This is a genomic window from Imperialibacter sp. (assembly GCF_040222815.1).
Taxonomy (GTDB): Bacteria; Bacteroidota; Bacteroidia; order Cytophagales; family Cyclobacteriaceae; genus Imperialibacter.
The window spans coordinates 125133-145578 of record NZ_JAVKCH010000053.1; the positions used below are offsets into that span (position 1 = coordinate 125133).

Annotated in this window: 20 protein-coding genes; 16 read left to right on the forward strand and 4 right to left on the reverse strand. The window is 46.3% G+C overall.

Annotated features, from left to right (window positions below):
• Positions 1-87 precede the first annotated feature (87 nt).
• Positions 88-2919 (reverse strand): RNA polymerase-associated protein RapA, encoded by a 2832-nt coding sequence (gene rapA / locus RIF36_RS25555; RefSeq protein ID WP_350125812.1) that lies wholly within the window; start codon positions 2917-2919, stop codon positions 88-90.
• 270 nt (positions 2920-3189) lie between these two features.
• On the opposite strand from rapA, the gene RIF36_RS25560 reads away from it, so the two are divergent.
• From RIF36_RS25560 to RIF36_RS25595, 8 genes are all read left to right on the forward strand, one after another.
• On the forward strand, positions 3190-3981 hold the full coding sequence (locus tag RIF36_RS25560) for an alpha/beta fold hydrolase (protein ID WP_350125814.1): 792 nt from the start codon (positions 3190-3192) through the stop codon (positions 3979-3981).
• Positions 3982-4078: 97 nt separating this feature from the next.
• A complete protein-coding gene (locus RIF36_RS25565) occupies positions 4079-4642 on the forward strand; it encodes a DUF7010 family protein (protein ID WP_350125817.1) in 564 nt (187 codons plus the stop codon).
• 122 nt (positions 4643-4764) lie between these two features.
• Positions 4765-5406: a DNA alkylation repair protein gene (locus RIF36_RS25570; RefSeq protein WP_350125819.1), complete on the forward strand. Its 642-nt coding sequence runs from the start codon at positions 4765-4767 to the stop codon at positions 5404-5406.
• 15 nt (positions 5407-5421) lie between these two features.
• The gene (locus tag RIF36_RS25575; RefSeq protein ID WP_350125822.1) at positions 5422-5958 is read left to right on the forward strand and encodes an SRPBCC family protein; all 537 of its coding nucleotides are present in this window, start codon (positions 5422-5424) and stop codon (positions 5956-5958) included.
• Positions 5959-6025: 67 nt separating this feature from the next.
• The gene (locus tag RIF36_RS25580; protein WP_350125825.1) at positions 6026-6652 is read left to right on the forward strand and encodes a class I SAM-dependent methyltransferase; all 627 of its coding nucleotides are present in this window, start codon (positions 6026-6028) and stop codon (positions 6650-6652) included.
• Positions 6649-7596 carry a M28 family metallopeptidase gene (locus tag RIF36_RS25585; protein WP_350125828.1) on the forward strand — a complete coding sequence of 316 codons (948 nt, stop codon included), beginning with the start codon at positions 6649-6651 and terminating at the stop codon, positions 7594-7596. Before RIF36_RS25580 ends, RIF36_RS25585 begins: the two co-directional genes overlap by 4 nt.
• The gene (locus tag RIF36_RS25590) at positions 7593-7994 is read left to right on the forward strand and encodes a hypothetical protein (protein WP_350125831.1); all 402 of its coding nucleotides are present in this window, start codon (positions 7593-7595) and stop codon (positions 7992-7994) included. Before RIF36_RS25585 ends, RIF36_RS25590 begins: the two co-directional genes overlap by 4 nt.
• A gap of 226 nt (positions 7995-8220) precedes the next feature.
• Complete coding sequence (locus RIF36_RS25595) at positions 8221-9339, forward strand: fatty acid desaturase family protein (protein WP_350070713.1); 1119 nt, start codon at positions 8221-8223, stop codon at positions 9337-9339.
• A gap of 62 nt (positions 9340-9401) precedes the next feature.
• On the opposite strand, the gene glgP is transcribed toward RIF36_RS25595, so the two are convergent.
• Together glgP and RIF36_RS25605 are read right to left on the reverse strand one after the other, a co-directional pair.
• Positions 9402-11057 carry an alpha-glucan family phosphorylase gene (glgP, locus tag RIF36_RS25600; protein ID WP_350125833.1) on the reverse strand — a complete coding sequence of 552 codons (1656 nt, stop codon included), beginning with the start codon at positions 11055-11057 and terminating at the stop codon, positions 9402-9404.
• Positions 11058-11189: 132 nt separating this feature from the next.
• Positions 11190-11816, reverse strand: a complete 627-nt coding sequence (locus tag RIF36_RS25605; RefSeq protein WP_350125836.1) for a redoxin domain-containing protein — start codon at positions 11814-11816, stop codon at positions 11190-11192.
• A 134-nt stretch (positions 11817-11950) separates the two neighbouring features.
• Here RIF36_RS25605 and RIF36_RS25610 point away from each other — a divergent pair, with 134 nt between their 5' ends.
• The 6 genes from RIF36_RS25610 to RIF36_RS25635 are packed head-to-tail and all read left to right on the forward strand — an operon-like array spanning position 11951 to position 18229.
• Complete coding sequence (locus tag RIF36_RS25610) at positions 11951-13936, forward strand: vWA domain-containing protein (protein ID WP_350125839.1); 1986 nt, start codon at positions 11951-11953, stop codon at positions 13934-13936.
• Entirely contained in the window at positions 13933-15207 is a 1275-nt protein-coding gene (locus RIF36_RS25615; RefSeq protein WP_350125842.1) for a dihydroorotase, read from the forward strand. The genes RIF36_RS25610 and RIF36_RS25615 overlap by 4 nt, the downstream gene beginning before the upstream one ends.
• 6 nt (positions 15208-15213) lie before the next feature.
• Complete coding sequence (locus RIF36_RS25620) at positions 15214-15735, forward strand: DUF4199 domain-containing protein (RefSeq protein WP_350125845.1); 522 nt, start codon at positions 15214-15216, stop codon at positions 15733-15735.
• A gap of 5 nt (positions 15736-15740) precedes the next feature.
• Positions 15741-16259: a DUF4199 domain-containing protein gene (locus RIF36_RS25625; protein ID WP_350070729.1), complete on the forward strand. Its 519-nt coding sequence runs from the start codon at positions 15741-15743 to the stop codon at positions 16257-16259.
• On the forward strand, positions 16259-17227 hold the full coding sequence (locus RIF36_RS25630) for a glycosyltransferase family 2 protein (protein ID WP_350090620.1): 969 nt from the start codon (positions 16259-16261) through the stop codon (positions 17225-17227). Before RIF36_RS25625 ends, RIF36_RS25630 begins: the two co-directional genes overlap by 1 nt.
• Positions 17228-17236: 9 nt before the next feature.
• Positions 17237-18229, forward strand: a complete 993-nt coding sequence (locus RIF36_RS25635) for a glycosyltransferase family 2 protein (RefSeq protein WP_350125848.1) — start codon at positions 17237-17239, stop codon at positions 18227-18229.
• 1 nt (position 18230) lies between these two features.
• On the opposite strand, the gene RIF36_RS25640 is transcribed toward RIF36_RS25635, so the two are convergent.
• Positions 18231-18998: a class I SAM-dependent methyltransferase gene (locus RIF36_RS25640; RefSeq protein WP_350125851.1), complete on the reverse strand. Its 768-nt coding sequence runs from the start codon at positions 18996-18998 to the stop codon at positions 18231-18233.
• A gap of 117 nt (positions 18999-19115) precedes the next feature.
• Between RIF36_RS25640 and RIF36_RS25645 the strand changes: the two genes are divergently transcribed.
• Both RIF36_RS25645 and RIF36_RS25650 read left to right on the forward strand, forming a co-directional pair.
• Positions 19116-19595 (forward strand): hypothetical protein, encoded by a 480-nt coding sequence (locus RIF36_RS25645; RefSeq protein ID WP_350125854.1) that lies wholly within the window; start codon positions 19116-19118, stop codon positions 19593-19595.
• Between the two features lie 153 nt (positions 19596-19748).
• The gene (locus RIF36_RS25650; protein WP_350125926.1) at positions 19749-20429 is read left to right on the forward strand and encodes a 3-keto-disaccharide hydrolase; all 681 of its coding nucleotides are present in this window, start codon (positions 19749-19751) and stop codon (positions 20427-20429) included.
• Positions 20430-20446 lie beyond the last annotated feature (17 nt).

The following is a 20446-nucleotide window of genomic DNA, read 5'->3' on the forward strand; positions in this document are numbered from 1 at the left end:
GTCAGCCCATTTGAGTATGAAAGCGGGACGCTCAAAATGTGACGAGCCCAAACGGACGCCTTAACTATTGACGGATTCTGAACGGATTCACTCCCCCTCCCTCACTAGCTGCACAGCATCCATTCTGATGCGGGCGTTTTTAATGAGAGAGGCAAGTTTAGCCCGCTCTTCGAGTGCCAGCTGTATTTCTTCCGGCCTGACGTTCTCGTTTTTGGCGTGAAGCGCCTTCAGCCGACCGATTTCATGGTTCATGGTCAGGCTCATTTCTTGCATTCCTTTCAAAACTTCGTCTGCTTTTAGCTCTTCGGCCACCGCTGTTGCCGCTTTGAGCATGTTGGGAAGAATTTCATCTACAAGCGTATCATTTTCCAGCATATCGTCGACCCGTCCGGGTCTCAGGTGTTGATCGAACAGTTCAATCGGATAATCATCCGTTACATCTTCGCCACCATGGTCAACGACCACCCTTAGCGGCGTGGCAGGCAGAAAGCGATCCACATGCGTGCTTTGGCCGCCTGAAGTTTCCAGCACAAAGAGTACTTCCAAAAGAATGGCGGAGTTCTTAGTTCCCCGAAGGACGCCATAGCTGGCCCCTCCCGTGCCCAAGCTCAATACCATGTCCATAGCACCGGTAGTCATCGGGTGATCCCAGCTAACGAAACCAATGTCCTCCCTGGCCAGGGCACGTTTCCGGTCGAAAGTAACCGCCATGCCTTCGTCAGGTAGGGAAGGGAATTTGTATGTATTGGCCTGCGTAGGGTGCAGCAAATACGTTCGGGGTGCCAGATCCTCCATGTCAATAGAAAAATGGTGAAAAACCTGAATCATGTACTTCTCCAGCCCCGTATCAAGATCGGCCTCTCCGATCTGTTCAATGAGTTTTTTAGCTACTTCGGGTCGGAAGGAATTCATTTCGAGCAATCGATCACGGCCATTGGCAAGCATCTGCTTTAGGTCTTGCTGAAAGGTAACGGTGTCAGCAATAAGCGATGCCAGTTGACTACCTGCCTCTGGCGACGCAACCAACATGGTAGCCTTTTTCAGCCTGTCGCCAAACAAATGCGCCAGCTGATTGCCGCCTTCCAGATTTTCTTCAAAGGCATTGAGCCCCTCATGAAACCACCTCACAAGCACTTCCTGCGGGCTGCCAATAAGGTAAGGCACATGGATCTGGATGTCTTCCGACTGCCCTATCCGATCCAATCGCCCAATCCGTTGCTCCAGTAACTCCGGATGAGCTGGTAAATCGAACAAAATAAGGTGGTGGGCAAATTGAAAATTCCTGCCCTCACTGCCAATTTCGGAGCAGAGAAGCAGTCGGGCACCATCAGGCTCAGCAAACCAGGCTGCATTCCTATCTCGCTGCACAATGGTGAGGTCTTCGTGGAAAACGCCCACTTTGATGCCGCTGAGCTGACCTAAGGCACTTTCCAATGCCAGCACTTTTTCTTTGCTCCGGCAAATGAGCACTGCCTTTGCAGGCTTCAGCTTCTTCATCAGCTTCACCAGCCAGCTCACCCTCGGGTCTTCTTCAAACCAAAATTTTTGCGATGGGGCATCAGCTGCCGATGGCTCTGAGTCGATGGCATATTCCTGCGACAACCGATCTATCCACAAGTTGTGCTGCTCATCTGCTTTGATAGGAACAAGATGCGCCTTCCGCTTAGGGAACCCACTCATTGCCGATCGGGTGTTTCGGAACACCACCCGGCCCGGCCCGTGCTGGTCGAGCAAATCTTCAATAAGGTTGTTTTTTGCTGCCTCTCCGCCTTTTGCCAGGGCGGCTATTCTCTCTTTGCCAAACATCGATTCCAGCAACTGAGTGTCGGCTGCCTGCAAGGGTTTTCCTGAAGAGAGTGCTTCTACAATATTGGCGATGGCTTTGTAGTCGTGCGGTTCATTTTTGAATGCCTCATAGTTGGCGTACCTGTCCGGATCCAGCAGCCTAAGCCGGGCGAAATGGCTTTCTACGCCCAGTTGCTCGGGGGTGGCGGTCAAAAGCAGTAGTCCTTTTGCTACCCGGCTCAAAAGCTCCACAATGCCATATTCAGGGCTGGCTTTGTCCACCGACCATTCCAAATGGTGGGCTTCATCCACCACCAGCATGTCCCAACCGGCAGAAAGCGCCTGACTGGCCCGTACTTGTGAACCTGCTAAGAAAGAAGTGCTGCAAATAATCAATTGATCGTCGAGAAACGGGTTGCCATCGGGGGCACCGGCATCGAGCGAAGCACAGCGCACTTCGTCGTAAATATGGAACCACAAATTAAACCGCCTGAGCATTTCCACAAACCACTGGTGAACCAGTGAGTCGGGCACGAGAATCAGCACCCTGGAAATACGCCCGGTCAACAGCAGCCGGTGCAAAATCAAACAGGCTTCGATGGTTTTCCCTAGCCCTACCTGGTCCGACAGCAGCACCCGGGGGGCATGCCGTGCACTCACCTCATGGGCGATGTACAATTGATGAGGTATCAGGTCAATCCGGCCCCCTACAAACCCATTGATGGGCGAAATTCTGCGGTTGTGGTCGTAGTAAAGCGTCTTCCTGCGTAAGGCAAATAGTTCGGGTGTATCGACATCCCCCATAAACAGGCGGTCGTCTACACCGTGCCTAACAGACACATCACCAAGGTCGGCCTCCGACAGCTGCCTGCCCTGACCGATATAGATAAATAAGTGCCCGTCCGCTTCCACACGCTCCACCACCAATGGACGTTTGTCCTTGTCGGCAATAGAATCGCCGGGTTTGAAAGCCACTCTGCGCAGGGGTGCGTTCTCTACAGTATACTGTCTTACTTCGTCAGCTGCCGGGAAATGCAGCTTTACACGGCCTTTGCTGGCTTCAGTTACGATACCCACGCCCAACTCGGGCTCGCCGGCACTCGTCCATCTTTGATCGGGAAAGAAGTTTTCCAAAGGATAATTATTGTTCGGTGAATACACTGCTACCCTGGGTAAGGGTGCGTCGTTTTATTAAGAACGCAAAGGTCTTCAATTTTTGGTTATGATGGTGCTTATATATTGAGTACCTGAACCTATTGGCCGTTTTGCAAACGGATAAATTGGCTTTGCATGTGTCAGTCAGCTATTTTGATGGTTGAAATGAAAAATGGTTATAATGGGGGTATGGGCCGGTTCATACCTAATTGTTAGCAGCAACAACCAAAGACCAAAAACTATCTGTCAATGATAAAAATAAGTATCGTAATAACTCTTCTTTTAATGTCAACTAACATTTTCTCTCAGACACCCAAGAAATCTGAATCTGTTTCAATAAATGGAAAAACCGTCTTTTACGAAATTTATGGTGAGGGAGAGCCTTTGTTCTTATTGCATGGTTACACTCAATCTTCTAAATCATGGAAACCGTATGTCAAAGATTACGAGAAAGAATATGAAGTATACTTAATCGATTTAACAGGACACGGGAAGTCGGAGCCCTTTAAGCAAGATTTATCCATAAGATCGGTTGCCGAGGATCTTAATTCCTTAATCCAGTATTTACAATTAGAACAAATCAAAGCTATTGGATTCAGTTTTGGTGGAGATGTGCTCTATCAACTTGCCTTGATCAATCCCTTTGTAATAGAATCCATGATAACTATTGGGGCTGTAGGTACATGGACAATCAATGACTTTCCTGAGTACTTAAAAGTATTTAATTTCGAAAATCGTGACAATTTTCCCTGGTTAAAGACATCTCATGATGGAGATGAACACATCAAAGCCATGATGGATCAGTTTAAAAATTATACCATCAAGGTAAGTGACGAAGAATTGCAAAGTATAAAACCAGAGGTATTAATAATGATAGGTGATGATGATGAAGGCATGGATTTGGTAGAGGTAGCCAGGGTCAAGAAAAATCTACCTAAATCCGATCTTTGGGTATTGCCAAACGTTGCTCATGGGGCTCATGAAGGCGAAACCAAGGATGAGTTTATACTTAAGTCAAAAGTCTTTCTAACTAAAAAATAAAAGATAGTAAAATAGTCTATGAAACATGGCCGCTCAAGCCAACGCAATGGTCCGACCACGGTTCATAGATCGTTGTGGTGCATTTGAAGAAAACTGAATGAAAAGAACACTTGAAGAACAGCGAGTTGAATTTTCCAATCAAAAATTTATCGCCACACCTTTATCCGGGTTGATTGTTTGGGCGGTTATTGGATTTATCGGGATATTTTTCTCTGATTTTATAGCGGTTTGGTCAATATTCATAGGAACCGGAAGCATAGTTTATTTAGGTTTGTTTCTATCAAAATTCACAGGCGAAAATTTCCTGGATAAAAGCAAGCCGAAAAATGAATTTGACAGACTCTTCTTTTACACGGTTGGGCAAGCCGTATTGGTGTATTCAATTGCCATTCCATTTTTCCTGGTGGACTATTCGTCGTTGCCGCTTACGGTAGGGATTTTGACAGGATTGATGTGGCTCCCATTTTCATGGATTATCAATCATTGGGTAGGAGTTTTTCATGCGCTGACGAGAACAATTCTGATCCTTGTTCTTTGGTACCTGTTTCCCGAATACAGGTTCATTTCAATTCCTTTTGGGGTAGTATTAATTTATAGCCTTACAATTCTAATTTTAAGGAAAAGAAAGCTGAGTAAAAGCGCAGTGCGACAATGGTCTTGAGTGACTGACTTTACTTGGTTATCCCTGGAAAAGCGGCTATCTTAGTTGTGCTGCTTCTGACACTTTTTTGCCGATTGATAGCAACAAGCAGGCTTTTGATGCAGGAAAACAATTAATTCGAAATGAACCTCTCTCAAAAAGCAAAAAGGATTTATACTCAAATCGACAAGAGCAATATTAAGTTTGGTGATTTGAGAAAGATCGCAAATGATATTAAGAAGGATCATGAATTGGCGCTTGAGTTGTGGTCAACTGGCAAATTTTTCCCTCGGCAGCTAGCTATCCTGATTATGGATAAAAAACTTATCAAGCAGGAGTTTGTCGACAAAATCGATCGTGACATGCAGAATCATGACATGGACGAAAGAAATCAATTGACTGACTGGTTCATGGCAAATCAACTATCGAAAGACAAGAATACAATAGCTCTTATTGAATCATGGAAAAAAAGCTCTTCGGTGATGCAAAGGCGGATATTTTGGTACCATCAGGCAAGGCTGAGATGGATGGGAAATACCAACCAATCCAATACAGAAGAGCTATTAACTTCAATTGAAAAAAACATAGCTGATGAACAGCCTGAAGTGCAATGGGCAATGAACTATACCGCAGGCCAAATAGGCAAGTGGCAAGAAAAGTATCGTGCTAGATGCATCAGCATAGGGGAGGAAACCGGTCTTTACAGGGACGAAGTGGTGGCGAAAAATTGTACGCCAAGTTATCTGCCTGAATTTATTCGAATTGAAGCCGCTAAAGTAAGATAAACAAAAGCCAGTCCTATGAAATATCTGAAATACGCCCTTGGAATCGTAGCCGTCTTGTTTATTACATTTCTACTTTTTGGGTTGATGAAGCCCAAATTGTATTATGAATGCGAAATAATGGTCGAAAAACCTGTGGCTGAATCCTGGGCTGTCACTCAGGATGAAGAGAAAATGTCAGAGTGGTTGCCAGGATTTCTAAAAATAGAAAACGTCAGTGGCACCCCTGGTACCGTAGGCTCAGTATCAAACGTGTATTTCGATGAAGAGGGGCAGGAAATTATTATTCGGGAAACGATTACAGAGATTGTGCCTGAAGAATCTATATCTATGTCGTACGCATCCGACTTCATGGATATGGACTACAGGATGACCATGACTGCTATCAATGGAAAAACGAAAGTTAGCTCTAGCACGACCGCCATGGGAAATGGTATAATATCAAAATCCTTATTGGCCATTATGGGAAACTCTATCATAGATCAGGAGGAAACCAACCTTATGATGCTCAAGAAGACCATCGAGAACAATAACAAGAACTATTTTCCCAACTAAGTAAACCAATTTCACAGCTAAGAAAGGGTAACGTTAAGTATGGAATGCCATCAACTGACATAGGACGATGATGGAAGGCTCGTCGGGGTATTGCCATGTTTACTTGATGCTGAAAGGGGGAAGGAAAATGACATACGACAAATACTACCAGACGGAAAATTTATTTGGAGAGCCATATGCCGAGTTGATTGAGTTTTTCAAAAGCTACGAACCTAAGGGAAAACTACTTGACTTAGGTTGTGGACAAGGCAGAGATGCCATAGCCCTGGCAAGACTCGGATACAGAGTAACCGGAGTTGACAACTCAAAAGCCGGCATCGACCAGATGATTAGAGTATCCAACTCAGAAAGCCTGAAAATTACTGGATTGGTCAGTGATATGTATGATTTTGATAACTATGGAGATTTTGACATTGTATTGCTCGATTCCATTTTTCATTTCGAGCAACGTGACAGGCAAAAAGAAATTTCTTTGATTACTAAAACTGCAAACGACCTAAGGCACAACGGATTAATTTGCGTATGCATTCAGAATTCTGGATCCAAGGTTAGGGTTTTAAAGGAAGCGATCAATAATGCAAAACCAGATTTTGTCACACTCAATGATTCATCTTTGATTTACTTGTATGAAGATGACGAATCAGGCCATAAATCAACGACTAAATATTGTATGTATATCGTGAGAAAAAAATGAGAAATACCTCGCTGGCTTTTCTTTTAGCACTATCGCTATCGTCTTGTCAATCCAATCAGGAGTCCAACGCACATATTGTCGACGATTTACCTGAAGACAAAGCCGAATATCAAAAGACAATTGTCGGGCACTTGTCCGGAAAATATGAATTGGCCAACAAAACCCTGATCAAAAGTCGTTGGTCTGTAGAAGAAAGGGCTGTGGCAAGATTGTATTTGAAGGAATTGATTGCAACTCTGAACATTGAACCCCGGGAAAATCATTATTCGTCGCCCAACCTCAATCCCGCTATCGACTTATTGCTTGAGCCGTTCAAGGGCACTAATATTTATGGCATTCTTCCTGCCACCAAAAGCAGCGAAGAGTACATTGTTTTGGGGGCACATTATGATACTGGAAAGAGGAATGCACCGGGTGCAATTGACAATGCGACGGGAATTGCATTGATATACAGCGTGGTGAAGGAGTTGGCAAAAAGTGAGGTTAGAGACAGGAATCTGATTGTTGTGTTTTTCGACCAGGAAGAGGAGGAATTGATTGGAAGCAAAGCCTTTGCAAAACACATCAAAGAAAGTGAATGGAATATACATTCGATCCATTGTTTTGATATGGTTGGCTGGGATGCAGACGATGATGGTGCCATGGAAGTTTTTTCAGCTTCAGAGTCCCTTTTGGACACGTATCGGACAACGGCAGGTGCCCATGGCAAGCCCCTTAAAGAAATCGTTATTGACCCGGTAGGATACGACAACAGCTCAACCGACTTTGACGCCTTCGTTCAGGGTGGGTACAATGTGATAGGGGCTGGCGAATGCTACTATTTCAGAGACTCGACGCCCTACAAGGATAGCCCAGATGATACGTTTGAAACAGTCAACTTTCAGTATCTCTTGTCTTGCTCAAACATGATTGAGGACGTCATAAGAAAAATAGTAATACTATGAGCGCTGTGCAAGAGCGAAGGTTTGGCATGCTGGTGAAGCATTTGCGGTTTGTGACCATTTTGGGAATCACATTGCTTTTCTTTTTGTATAAAGGCATCTCTTATGCTGCGATTGGAAGCTATGTTCCGGTCGTTTTTATTATGGCAATCCTGGCACTATTTATCGCTGGGTTCTACAAATCGGAGAAAGCATTTATACGTGTGCTAAGTTTCTGGGCTATATTAGTCGTTCTATGGTCTTTTGTAAGGTTGTTACTAGGCATTGTCAATCAATTTGTGAAACCTATACCCGAGGGGCATGTTCACGGTCAGCTCGGAATGGCGGGTTCGTTGCTCAGTTTGGCCTTCTTATTTGCAGGAGTTTATTTATTGCGGAACAGAAAAAAGGTATTTGGCTAGTCAATCGAGCTTGTCTGCTTCCGGTTTAGTTGATCACTACAATTTTCCGCCTGCCAGATATATCAGATTTGTGTAGCTATGCCCGGTTATAAAGGGTATATTGCAGATACCGTCCCAAATTATTTTCGTTCTTACCAGCAGTTTTCCTTTTATCTTATTTCATTTCGTTGCTCTTCATTGGATCACTCATTCTAGCGAAGGTCACTTAAACACCAATAAAAGCTACATGAGCCAATCCATTAAATTTGTGTCGAAGGAGTACGACTTTTTCACTACTCTCAATCACCGAGTCAACCAGTACTTCAAAACGAAAAACATTAGCCGCAATGCCAACACGGCCATGGTCTTCAAGACTATTGCCATGTTTACGCTGTATTTCGGCCCCTACGCAGTCATTGTTGCAGGTTCTTTCTCAAGCCTTTATGTGTTTTATGCACTGAGTGCCGTTATGGGGTTTGGCCTTGCGGGCATTGGCATGTCAGTGATGCACGACGCCAACCATAGCGCCTATTCAAAGAAGAAATGGGTAAACACGCTGCTCGGCTATTCTCTGAACATGGTGGGCGGCAATGCATTCAACTGGAAGGTGCAACACAATGTACTGCACCATACATTCACCAACGTCGATGGAACCGATGAAGACATTGAACCACGTGGTGTACTTCGCTTTTGTCCCCACACCGACTGGAAGCCCTTCCACAAATTTCAGTTTATATATGCGTGGTTTTTCTACGGCCTTCTGTCGTTTATCTGGATTGTGTTCAAAGACTTTGAGCGCCTGACCAGGTACAAAAGAGCCGGCCAGATCAAAAAACAAAAGACGACAGAGCTGAAGGAGTGGTCAGTATTGATATTTACCAAAATCGTATACTACACTTATATTATTGCAATACCCATGCTGGTGCTGCCATTTGCCTGGTGGCATGTGTTGATAGGCTTCTTTGTGATGCACTACATAGCTGGCTTTATTCTGGCAGTAGTTTTCCAGCTGGCGCATGTGGTGGAGGGCACCGAATATCCTGTGCCTGACGAAACCGGCAATATCTACAATACCTGGGCAGTGCATCAACTCCACACCACCGCAAATTTTGCTCAGCACAACAAGTTGCTCTCCTGGTATGTAGGGGGGTTGAACTACCAGGTGGAGCATCATCTTTTTTCCAATATATGCCACGTACACTATGACAAGCTATCCGAGATTGTCAAAGAAACGTCGGAGGAATTCGGGTATCCATATAAGTCAAAACGAAGGCTTCGGGACGCAGTGGCGAGCCATTTCAAAGTGCTGAAAGCGCTTGGCAAAAAGGATGCATCGCCAGTGCTTGAGGCTGTGTTTGTGCCTTAAAGGTTTTTAAGACTCAACAGTAAAAATAGAGGCAGTTGATCCAATCAACTGCCTCTATTGCTTTAAGAATAAAGCTTTTCGTAGTACTCGTCCGCCATTCTGTGGCTGCTGAAATACGGCACCACATCCCTCATACTGCTTTTCATCACTTCCAGCCACTTGTCTGGTTTGTCGTAGTAAGTAGGAAGAATCTCCTTTTCAAGGATCTTGTACATCCCCTCAAAGTCCTCCTGATCCAGCTTTGGATGGTCGTTGAAGTCGGTGCCATCAGGAATCAGGTAGCTGTTTACACCATGCTTGCCATACTCAGGAATCCAGCCATCCTGAATCGATAAATTCACACTGCCATTCATGCTGGCTGTCATGCCGCTGGTGCCTGAAGCTTCTCTGGGCTTTCTGGGGGTGTTCAACCAAATGTCGCTGCCGTTTTTCAGTGACCGGCTCAGTGCCAATTCATACCCTGTCAGCACGGTGCAGTTGGCAAACTCTTTGGACACCCTCACGAGGTGGTTAAAGATGTCGATGGCGCCGTAGTCTTTGGGGTAGGGCTTGCCTGCCCAAATTATCTGAACAGGCCTTTTTGTATTGGTTACCAGCTTGCGGAACCTGTCGAAGTCTTTGAGCAGCAGATCCGGCCTTTTGTAGGCGGCAAACCTTCTCGCCCAAACGATGGTGAGCACGTCTGGGTCAAACAGCTTGCCCGACTGATCGGCCACAATTTTGAAGAGCTCGCTTTTCATCTCCTTCTTTCTGGCTATCAAAGCCTTGTCATTATTTTTCTCCAGGGCGGCGTTCAGCTCTTTATCGGCCCAGTAGCTCACGTTTTGTGAGTTGGTAATAGGGATGATTTCGCACGTATCATTAAAAGTGCCCCACATTTCTTTCGACACCTTGGCGTGGATTTTTGACACCGCATTGGCTTTTTTGGCCAGCCGCAATGCAGCCACCGTGTAGCTCACTTTGCCGGATTTGTCTGTGATCCAGTCCACTTCTTCCTGCTTCCAGCCTTTTGGGAAAAAGCCAATTTTATTGAGCAACTCAAGAGAATGCTCTTCGTTTCCTGCCTTTTCCGGTGTGTGGGTGGTGAAAACGCATTGGGTCTTCAGCTTCTTCTTGTCGGCGGCTGCCTGCGCATACATGTGAGTGAAGGCCGGCAGTCCGTGGCCCTCATTTAGATGGTAAATATCGGCACCGCCCAGCGCCTCAATCACCTTGTAGCCACCCACGCCGAGCACCATGCTTTGGGCTACTCTGGTGAGCTCATTGTCCTCATAAAGCCTGTGGGTAATCGTGCGGGACAGGTAGTCGTTCTCAGGAATATCTGTGCTTAGCAGATAGATAGGTGCACTGCCAAAGGTGTCGGCCTTGAGGCAATATGCCTTGGCCTTTACGCTGCCATTATCGAAAATGGGAACGTCGACGATGATGCCCGTATCTTCCAGAAAACTGTAGTTTTTCTCTGTCCAAACAGCGCCCAGCGACTGATCCATGTTGCGGGTTTGGTCGTAGTAGCCATACTGCCACAGTATGCCGACGCCTACCAGGTTTTGTTTTAGCTCAAAAGCACTGCGCATGTGCGAGCCTGCCAGAAACCCAAGACCACCGGAGTATATTTTCAGTGCCTGGTCAATGGCAAATTCCATGCTAAAGTAGGCTACCTTCTTCTTGTATTTAGCATCGTATTTATAGGGGTGAAACCATTTACTGTATTGACTCATAGTTGATTGTGCTTGTTTTGATGAGCGAAAATAGGCAAAACAAATTTAGGACAGCAACAATGAAACAGTCGATTTCCCTGAACAGGTTTGCGGTAAGCATAAAGAAGCAATTGAGGGCTGTTTGCTCCTGACTTAGTGGTGTTTCATGCTCATGTTGAGCATGCAGCCAATAGGCTCCGTTTTGTTTGGGTTGATGGCTTTGCCTGCAAAAGCAGCAGCAATGGCATCATCGAGGTAGTGCTCGGTTATTACATTTCGGTATTTGCCCAACTCATAAAACCAATTGTCTATTTTGCCTCTGTAGAGCAGGTCGCCCGTTTGATTAAAAAGAAAAACTTCAGGAGTCACTTTGGCTTTCAGAATGTGGGTGACCACCTGGTGGCTGTCGAGCAGAATAGGGAAGTCGAATTTGTATTTGGCAGCAAAGGCACCGGCGGTTTCTTTGGTTTCTCCTTCGCTGGGAGCAATGCCCACCACGCTGAGCCCATCTACTTGCGCCAGCTCCCTGAACTTGCCTGTGTACTGCTGGCAGATGGGGCAATCGTGCGCCATAAGGATCAAAAGTGTGAGCTTCTGGTGCTCAAATGATGAAAGAGAATAGGGCTGGCCGTCGTAGTTTTCTAACTCAATTTTCCTGAGCGACTCACTGAAGTTACCAAGGTCGGTGGGAATACTTTGCGCCAGCACACCAATGCTCAGTAGCTGACTAGTAATCAGGCCAATGAGGGTTAAGAAGCTTACGTGCCACCGACTGTTCATACCTTAAAGTTAGGGCTTAATACCCTTGATAGAAAAAATATGACAAAGCTTTCCATTATCTTTCCAAATCATCGGCAATCCTTCTACTTTGGATTCCGTTTAGAGATTAACAAAAAGAAGAAGACAGTCATTTCATGAATTTTCTATTTCCTCAATTCCTTTGGGCTCTTCTTGCACTTTCTATTCCGATCCTCATTCACCTGTTTAATTTTCGCAGGGCGAAAAAAATATATTTCTCCAATGTGAACATGCTCAAGCATGTGAAGCAGACGAGCAGCTCCAAACTGAAATTGAAGCATTGGCTGGTGTTGTTTTCGAGACTTGCGACCGTCTTTTTTCTGGTCATGGCTTTTGCCCAGCCTTTCATGCCTTCCAACGACGGCAAGCAGCTGAGCGGCGACGTGGTGCTGTACCTCGACAACTCGCAGAGCATGAGCAACCTGACCGGCACTGAAGCTCCCGGGCTGGACGTAAGCATTGGCATGATCAGTGAAGTGCTCAAGGCTTACCCAAGAGAAACTCGCTTTCAGCTTATTACCAACGATTTTGCGCCGTTTTCTAATCATGCGAAAAGCAAGGTGGATGTCGAAGAATTGCTTACCGAGCTGAGCTACTCATCCATCGTAAGATCGCCCGATGAGATCGTTGGCCGGATGGAGCTGGGCGCCACGGAAAAAGACATTTACTGGATCAGCGACTTTGCCTACAGCCCTGAGCAGCCGGTATCGGATGGCGACTCCGTCAATAATTTTAAGTTGGTGCCCATCGCCTTTCCTGTTTCCGCCAATATCTTTATCGACACGGTATACCTTGAAAGCCCTTTCCTGATCGAGGGTCAAACCAATACCCTTTTTGTTTCGCTACGCAATACGGGCGAAGAAATAAAAACCGATATGCCGGTGAAGTTTTTTGTCAACGATATTCAGGTGGGGGCGCTCACCACCGACCTGGTACCCAACGGGCAAACGACCCTTTCATTTGAACTCAACATGGCGCTGGAAGATTTCAATCGGTGCCATCTCAGTATCGACGACTTCCCTATTCTTTTCGACAATGAGTTTTACCTGACGCTGAATCAGTCGCCCAGGGTGCGCATCATGGAGATTCGGGGCAGGACAGCCTCTTCTGCCATTGGCCGGGTGTTTGCCAACGAGCTTTTGTTCGATTTGCAGTCCTTCGATGCTGGCAATATTGACTACGGAAGCTTTGAAGATGCTGAGCTGCTGGTAATCAATGAGGTTGATCAATTGAATAGCGGGCTGGAAGCCTTTATCAAGAGCTCTCTCGACAATGGACGGACGGTTTTAATTATTCCATCATCCCAAAGTTTTGATGGCGGGTGGACAAATATTTACAGTGCCCTCAGGCAAAGTGTGCAGACCAATCTGCAGGAAATTGCTCAACCCGATCTCAATAACCCATTCTTTAAGAACATTTTTGAGGCCTCTGCTGACAAAATGGAAATGCCTGCCGCTGCCATGCAAATGAGCTGGGGCAACAATGGCGATCATTTGCTGAAATACAGGTCAGGCACCCCCTATCTGACGAGAACAAATGCCTCGTCTGGCGTTTTGTACCTGCTGGCCTCCTCTCTTGTACCCACCAGCAGTACGTTTTCCAACAACGCCCTATTTGTTCCTATTATGTACAAAATGGCTATCGGTGCCCGAAGCACAAAGGGCCGCCTTTACTATACACTTGATGAAATACTGCTCACCGTCAATGGGTCGGAAGTAACTGATAGCGATCTGTACAAGCTCAGTGGCAATGGGCAGGAAATTGTGCCCGGTCAGCAGTCGGTGGGGGCCAATGTAAGGCTGGAACTGCCCAGGTTTATGATGCAGGCTGGCTACTACGACGTGAAGTTCAGGGACGAACTGGTAGATGCGCTGGCGTTCAATCTGGAGAAAGGAGAATCGCAACTCAAACCTTTGTCGGAAGAGTCGGTGCTGGAGTTGTTCAACACGGTGGAGAAAAAAGAAATTATCAATGTGCTCTCACCGGAAGATCTCGAAAAGAATTTGAACGAACGCTTCAATGGAAAGGAATTGTGGAAATATGCCTTAATTTTGGCGTTAGCATTTTTACTTATTGAGGTCTTATTACTTCGTTTCCTATGAGTAGCCTATACCTGAAAGGTGTAAAACTGATCAACCCCTCCTCGGAATTCCATCTGAAAAAAGTCCACCTTTCCGTAAAAAATGGGAAAATCGACTATCTGGGCTTGAAGGAAACTGCCAGCAGCGCAAAAGTCATTGAAGGCAAAGACTTGATCGTAACGCCAGGCTGGTTCGATCTGCGGGCTAATTTTTGCGACCCGGGTATGGAGCACAAAGAAGACCTGACTTCCGGATTGAAAGCCGCTGCGGCCGGAGGCTTTACTGACGTGTGCCTGCTGCCAGATACCCACCCCACCATACAAACGAAGAACGATATCGAATACCTGAAGTCGAAAGGGCGGGGCAAAGTAACAACGGTGCATCCAATGGCAGCGGTTACGCTTGGGCGCAAAGGGGAGGAGCTGAGTGAAATGATAGACCTGCACTATGCAGGTGCCGCAGCTTTTACCGATGGACACGACCCAATCTGGAACACGGATATTCTGCTGAAAACACTGCAATATCTTCAGCCACTTCATGGTGTGTTGATGAACAGGGCAGAAGACAAGTGGCTGGCAAAATTTGGTGTGATGCATGAAGGTGTGCAAAGCACAAGACTGGGCATGAGAGGAGTGCCTGTAGCTGGTGAAACCATCATGGTGGAGCGTGACTTGAGAATATTGGAATACGCCGGCGGGAAGATCCATTTTTCGCAGGTGTCATCCGCCGAGGCTGTGGATATGATAAAAAAGGCTAAAAAGCGTGGCCTGGCAGTGACTTGCGATGTGTCGGCACACCACCTTTGTTTCAACGACACCTACCTGAGCACTTTCGATACCAACTATAAAGTATCACCTCCCTTCCGCACCGAAAAGGACAGGAAGGCACTGATCGCCGGAGTGAAGGAAGGCACCATCGACGCCATTGTGTCGGCGCATGAGCCGCAAGACGAGGAGAGCAAAAAGCTGGAATTTGACCTGGCAGAATTTGGCATCACCGGGCTTCAAACCCTCTGGCCAGTGCTCAACCAACTGGACATTAAAGGCGAGCTTTCGCTGGAGCAGTCGCTGCCCGCTGTCTTCGCCGGGCCACGAAAGGTGCTTGGCCTGGAACCGGTTGCATTGGAGGTTGGCGCTGATGCCTGCCTGACAGTCGTCGATACATCCGCCAAGTGGACGTTCGATAAGAAAACCAACCTCAGCAAATCGATCAACAATCCCTTTTTTGGCAAAGAGCTGACCGGTATGGTGGCAGCAGTTTCCAATAATGGTCTTGTTCAAACCACCAACTAAGAAGGCATGAAGAATCCTTTGATCAAAGTGCCCCTTAAGTATGGGACAATCGGCGCTTTTGTCATGATTGTTCTTTTCATCGTGATCTACCTGTTGGGCGATAATCCCCTGTTTGCCGAAAATGTGATTGACAAAGTGTTGCTGGCACTGTTTTTATTTTCGGCCATCAGAGAATTTCGTGATGTTCACAATGGAAAAATCATGTTTTTCTGGGAAGGGATGACCGTCGGATTCTTTTGCTATATTGTGATTGCAAGTATCGTGGGGCTTTTTACCTGGATGTTTTTGGAGTACTACGATTGTAATCTTTTAGCAGACTTTGTCACTAATGCTTTAAAGAGTGCTGATAGTGAAAAGGCTGAGACTATTAAAGATGTTGGGCAGGAGAGCTATGATGAAATGATTCGGAGTATAGGTGCTACCACCACTATCAAAATCTCCTTCGAAGCTTTTCTGCAAAAAACGGTTTTTGGTCTGCTTTTTACCATTATCCTCTCTATGATTCTCAGAACAAAACCTAAAAACTAAAAACCATGGAACAACAAGTAACAACTAGAGGAGTAGGTCTGCAATACGGAGTTATTGCTGGTGTGGTGATGATTATTTATGGCCTTGTCCTTCAATTGACCGGGCTGGTATTTGAATCATGGGCGTCATGGATCAATTACATTTTTTTAGCAGTTATCATCTTTCTAGCTCATAAAAAATTTAAAGAAGACGGAGACGGATTCCTTTCATTTGGCCAGGGCCTGGGAGTCGGGTTTTGGATATCACTGGTTGGTGGGGTAATTAGCTCCGTTTTCAGTTTCATATACATAACCTTTGTTGACCCATCATTTATAGAAACCATGATGGAAAAGGCGAGATACGACATGGAAGAGCAAGGCATGGCAGATGCGCAGATTGATCAGGCGATGGCAATGACGGAGAATTTTTTGAATCCGGGAATGATGTTTGTCTTTGGCATAGTGGGCGTTTTGTTTTTCGGCTTTATATTGAGCCTGATTGTGTCTGCCATAACAAAAAAGACCGATCCGCAACTTGAAGTTTAATGACAGAAGATAAGCCTGATATTTCTGTAGTGATTCCTCTTAAGAACGAAGAGGAATCATTGCAGGAATTGTGTGAATGGATACAAAAAGTGATGAAGGAAAACCAGTTTACCTACGAGGTGATACTGGTGGATGATGGGAGCACCGATGCCAGCTGGGTAACTATCCAGGAGCTTGGCATTGGCAATAGTTGTATCAAAGGCTTACGATTTAACAGAAACTACGGCAAATCCGCTGCCCTGCATGAAGGCTTTGCGGTAGCGGAGGGCAAAGTGGTCATCACCATGGACGCCGACCTGCAGGACAGCCCAGATGAAATTCCAGAGCTCTATCGCATGATCACGGAAGATGGCTACGACCTGGTGTCGGGGTGGAAAAAGAAGCGGCACGACCCGATTGGCAAGACCATCCCATCCAAATTTTTTAATGGAGTTACCCGCATCATGTCGGGCATTCCGCTGCACGACTTTAACTGCGGCCTGAAAGCCTACAGGTCTGTGGTGATAAAAAACATCAAGGTATACGGCGAAATGCACCGATACATCCCACTTATCGCCAAGTGGAACGGGTTTTCACGCATAGGCGAAAAAGAGGTGCTGCATCACGCCAGAAAATACGGTAGCACAAAGTTTGGACTGGAACGCTTCATTTTCGGCTTTCTTGATCTGCTCTCTATCTCCTTTGTTACCAGATTCAAGCGTCGTCCGATGCATTTTTTCGGCACTCTGGGCACACTCACTTTTGTGTTTGGAGCCGGCGTTACCGGCTTTATGGCGCTGGAAAAGTGGAACAACCTCAGGCTTAAGCTCCCTGTAAGAGAAATTGTCGATCAGCCGTTGTTTTATATTGCTCTGCTGGCCGTAGTTGTAGGCGTTCAGCTGTTCCTGGCTGGCTTCTTAGCCGAAATGATGACAATCACGAGTAATAAGAATGAAGATTATCTGGTCATTGAGAGGTCAGGTTTATAGCTTTGGCCTATGGCTAAGCCCAAATACTCTTTTATAGTACCGGTCTACAATCGGCCGGACGAACTCAGGGAGTTTCTCTCCAGCTTATGTGACCAACAGGCAGATCACTTTGAGGTGATCGTTGTGGAGGATGGCTCGGAACAAAAGGCCGACAAAGTGGTGGACACCTTCACTGGAAAATTAGACCTGACCTACCTTTTTCAACCCAATGCCGGACCAGGAGCTGCCCGAAATAATGGTGCTTCGCAGGCCAAAGGTGAATGGCTTATTTTCCTGGATTCGGATGTGATAGTGCCGCCAGGCTATGTAGCTGCGCTGGAAGCAATGCCAAAGCTTCCTTCGTTGTTTGGAGGGCCCGACAAGGCTGCCTCCGATTTTTCTGCCACTCAAAAGGCCATCAACTATTCCATGACCTCTTTTCTAACCACGGGTGGTATCCGTGGAAAAAAGAAGGCGATGGAAGCTTACAAGCCCAGAAGCTTTAATATGGGCGTTGAAGCCACGCTTTTCCAAAAAATTGAAGGTTTCAGGCCCATGCGATTTGGTGAGGACATTGACCTGAGTTTGAGAGCAGAAAAAGCGGGAACGAAGGGTGTGTTGGTGGAAGAGGCCTGGGTGTATCACAAACGCAGAAGCAACTTCCGGCAGTTTTACAAACAGGTGTTCAACTCAGGCGTGGCAAGAATCCACCTGCATTTGCTGCACCCTGGCTCTACAAAGGCCGTGCACACCTTTCCGGCATTGTTTGCTGTCGCAGTCATTTTTCTGGCTGTATGGGCCCTGCTGTTCAATGCCAACCGACTCCTTCCTCTTTTGATCTATTCCGCCTTCATTCTTATTGACTCAGCAATCAAAAATGGGTTGCCTGCTGGAATCTTGTCAGTACCCGCTGCTTTTGTGCAGCTGGTGGGGTATGGGTTGGGCTTCTTAAAGGCAGGTTTCGAGGTGTATGTACTGAGAAGAAAGCCTAAGTTTGGGTTCGCTGACACCTTTTACAAGTAGCTTATGCCTTTTTGCAAAAGAAAATTGTCTCGTCTTTTGGTAGTGCATACCTGGTAACTACTTCGTCTGGTAATTCCTTCACATAGTCATTGGCATCAACTGTAAACCCGGCGCTTGCCAGCCTTTCCGCATAGTCCTTGCCATACTTCCGCACGTGGTCGTCCTGCCCAAACCTGCGGTAGCGCTCCTTTGGGTCGGTGATGGTGATGTCTTCAACCGTTTTCTCCTCCAGCGGATAAAAGAACGGCACCTGGATAATTGCCCACCCGCCAGGCTTCAGCACTCTGTGCAACTCGCTCATTGCTTTCAGGTCGCTGTCTACATGTTCCATCACGTGGTTGCAAAACGCTACGTCGAAGGTGTTGTCGTCAAACGGCACCTGATGGATGTCCATCTTCACCTTCGCCAAAGGCGATTCTATGTCGGCCGTGGTGTAGTCGTCTTTATGAACTTTTTCAAATACCTCAATAAAGCAGATTTCCGGGGCCACGTGAAGCACTTTCAACTTATCGGTAAAAAAGTCGGTCTTATTCTTGAGAAACAGGTACATCAACCTGTGCCGCTCCAGGGCCAGGCAGTTGGGGCAGAGTGCATTTTCACGGGACTGCCTGCCGTAGGGCAAGAACTTTCGGAAGTGGGCGTTACATACCGGGCATTCCACTTTGTTGCCAATGTAGAAGATGGAGACCACCTTGAGCACCCAATGGCTGAAAAGCTGCAGGTATTTTCTGGGTACTGTCCGTAGCAAAAAACTAATGATGTGCTTCAAAACTATAGCGATCTGGTTCCGAAATGCCTGCAAATATAGTAGATTCGAAACCCAAACCAGCTTGGAATCGAAATAAGGAAATATTGATTGAGTGGAATAACCAGTATATTCGAAACCATGCGTCTTAGGCTCCCTATTCTTTTAATAATACTGACTACAGCTTTCTTTCTGGGAAGCTTACGCATGGCAACTGCGCAGTCGAAAGAAAAGCCCATAGACAAGGATTCCCCTTCATGGGTGCTGAAGCAAAAAAAGAAAAACGACGCAAAAAAGGATTTCCCAAAACAAGAATACCCTCGCTATATTATCATAACAGAGACAAAAGGAGTGCTGTATGGGAACCCCTGTGCCCTGCAGGAAACGCACAAGATGGGCTTTGAGTATGTACTGCTAAAGGAGGGCCAGCCAGGCTACGAAACTATGTGGAAGAAGATGACCAACAACTTCTTTGTGAAAACGGGATTGGTATTTCGACGGTCACCCTTTTGGAAACTCATACTAAAGCACAGGATCGAAGACTGCCGTGTGAATACCGGCGACTTTATTGGAGATAGTTCAGCTCCGGAGGCACTTAATATCGAAGCAGTCTCACTTTGATCTGGTTCGCTTCACAGCCAAAATTGACCATGTGCCATTCATTCGGTACATTTAGGTATATTCACTAGGTAAAAAAATAAAATCATTTCTACTTAGGGTTTTGAAGTTGAACAACGCCTTTTGGGCACAAAACACATCAATATGAATAAAGTAATGAAAAGCTTAAGCGTCGTGGCTATGGTGATGCTTTCTTTTTCCTTTGCTGCCAATGCGCAAAAAGGAAAGTGGGTTTCTTTGTTTGATGGAAAAACCATCGATCAGTGGCACATTTACAACAAATCAGGAGTTGATCCGAAATGGCAGGTGGAAGATGGTGCCATTGTGCTGACTGCCGGTGGCGCTGGCGACCTGGTTACTAACAAGGACTACGGCGATTTTGAATTAGAGCTTGAGTGGAAAATTTCTGAAGGAGGAAACAGCGGTATCATGTTCCACTGCATAGAAGACGCCAAGTACAACGCTCCTTACTACACAGGCCCTGAAATGCAGGTGCTTGACAACGAACGCCATCCAGATGCAAAGCAGGGTAAAAATGGTAACCGCCTTGCGACGTCTCTGTACGACATGATCCCCCCCAGCGACCCCTCAGCTTACAAGCCAGCGATGGAATGGAACAAAGTAAAACTGGTGATCAAAGACGGAAAGGCCACTCACTACATGAATGGAAAGAAAGTGGTTGAATACCCTACCAGCGGCCCCGTTTGGGATAAAATGGTCAGCGAAAGCAAGTTCGCCAAGTGGGAAGCTTTCGGGAAATCATCCACCGGCAAGATTGCCTTGCAGGACCACGGCAACAAAGTGTGGTTCCGCAATATCAGAATCAGGGAATTGTAGAAAGCCGTTGGCTATTA

Excerpts from the sequence above, each read along its gene's own strand:
- RIF36_RS25610 (WP_350125839.1), top strand. The coding sequence starts at position 11,951 with ATGAATTTTCTATTTCCTCAATTCCTTTGGGCTCTTCTTGCACTTTCT.
- glgP (WP_350125833.1), bottom strand. The coding sequence starts at position 11,057 with ATGAGTCAATACAGTAAATGGTTTCACCCCTATAAATACGATGCTAAA.
- RIF36_RS25595 (WP_350070713.1), top strand. The coding sequence starts at position 8,221 with ATGAGCCAATCCATTAAATTTGTGTCGAAGGAGTACGACTTTTTCACT.
- RIF36_RS25635 (WP_350125848.1), top strand. The coding sequence starts at position 17,237 with ATGGCTAAGCCCAAATACTCTTTTATAGTACCGGTCTACAATCGGCCG.
- RIF36_RS25560 (WP_350125814.1), top strand. The coding sequence starts at position 3,190 with ATGATAAAAATAAGTATCGTAATAACTCTTCTTTTAATGTCAACTAAC.
- RIF36_RS25590 (WP_350125831.1), top strand. The coding sequence starts at position 7,593 with ATGAGCGCTGTGCAAGAGCGAAGGTTTGGCATGCTGGTGAAGCATTTG.
- RIF36_RS25645 (WP_350125854.1), top strand. The coding sequence starts at position 19,116 with ATGCGTCTTAGGCTCCCTATTCTTTTAATAATACTGACTACAGCTTTC.
- RIF36_RS25620 (WP_350125845.1), top strand. The coding sequence starts at position 15,214 with ATGAAGAATCCTTTGATCAAAGTGCCCCTTAAGTATGGGACAATCGGC.
- RIF36_RS25650 (WP_350125926.1), top strand. The coding sequence starts at position 19,749 with ATGAAAAGCTTAAGCGTCGTGGCTATGGTGATGCTTTCTTTTTCCTTT.
- RIF36_RS25605 (WP_350125836.1), bottom strand. The coding sequence starts at position 11,816 with ATGAACAGTCGGTGGCACGTAAGCTTCTTAACCCTCATTGGCCTGATT.
- RIF36_RS25585 (WP_350125828.1), top strand. The coding sequence starts at position 6,649 with ATGAGAAATACCTCGCTGGCTTTTCTTTTAGCACTATCGCTATCGTCT.
- RIF36_RS25565 (WP_350125817.1), top strand. The coding sequence starts at position 4,079 with ATGAAAAGAACACTTGAAGAACAGCGAGTTGAATTTTCCAATCAAAAA.
- RIF36_RS25580 (WP_350125825.1), top strand. The coding sequence starts at position 6,026 with ATGATGGAAGGCTCGTCGGGGTATTGCCATGTTTACTTGATGCTGAAA.
- RIF36_RS25570 (WP_350125819.1), top strand. The coding sequence starts at position 4,765 with ATGAACCTCTCTCAAAAAGCAAAAAGGATTTATACTCAAATCGACAAG.
- RIF36_RS25575 (WP_350125822.1), top strand. The coding sequence starts at position 5,422 with ATGAAATATCTGAAATACGCCCTTGGAATCGTAGCCGTCTTGTTTATT.
- RIF36_RS25625 (WP_350070729.1), top strand. The coding sequence starts at position 15,741 with ATGGAACAACAAGTAACAACTAGAGGAGTAGGTCTGCAATACGGAGTT.
- RIF36_RS25630 (WP_350090620.1), top strand. The coding sequence starts at position 16,259 with ATGACAGAAGATAAGCCTGATATTTCTGTAGTGATTCCTCTTAAGAAC.
- RIF36_RS25615 (WP_350125842.1), top strand. The coding sequence starts at position 13,933 with ATGAGTAGCCTATACCTGAAAGGTGTAAAACTGATCAACCCCTCCTCG.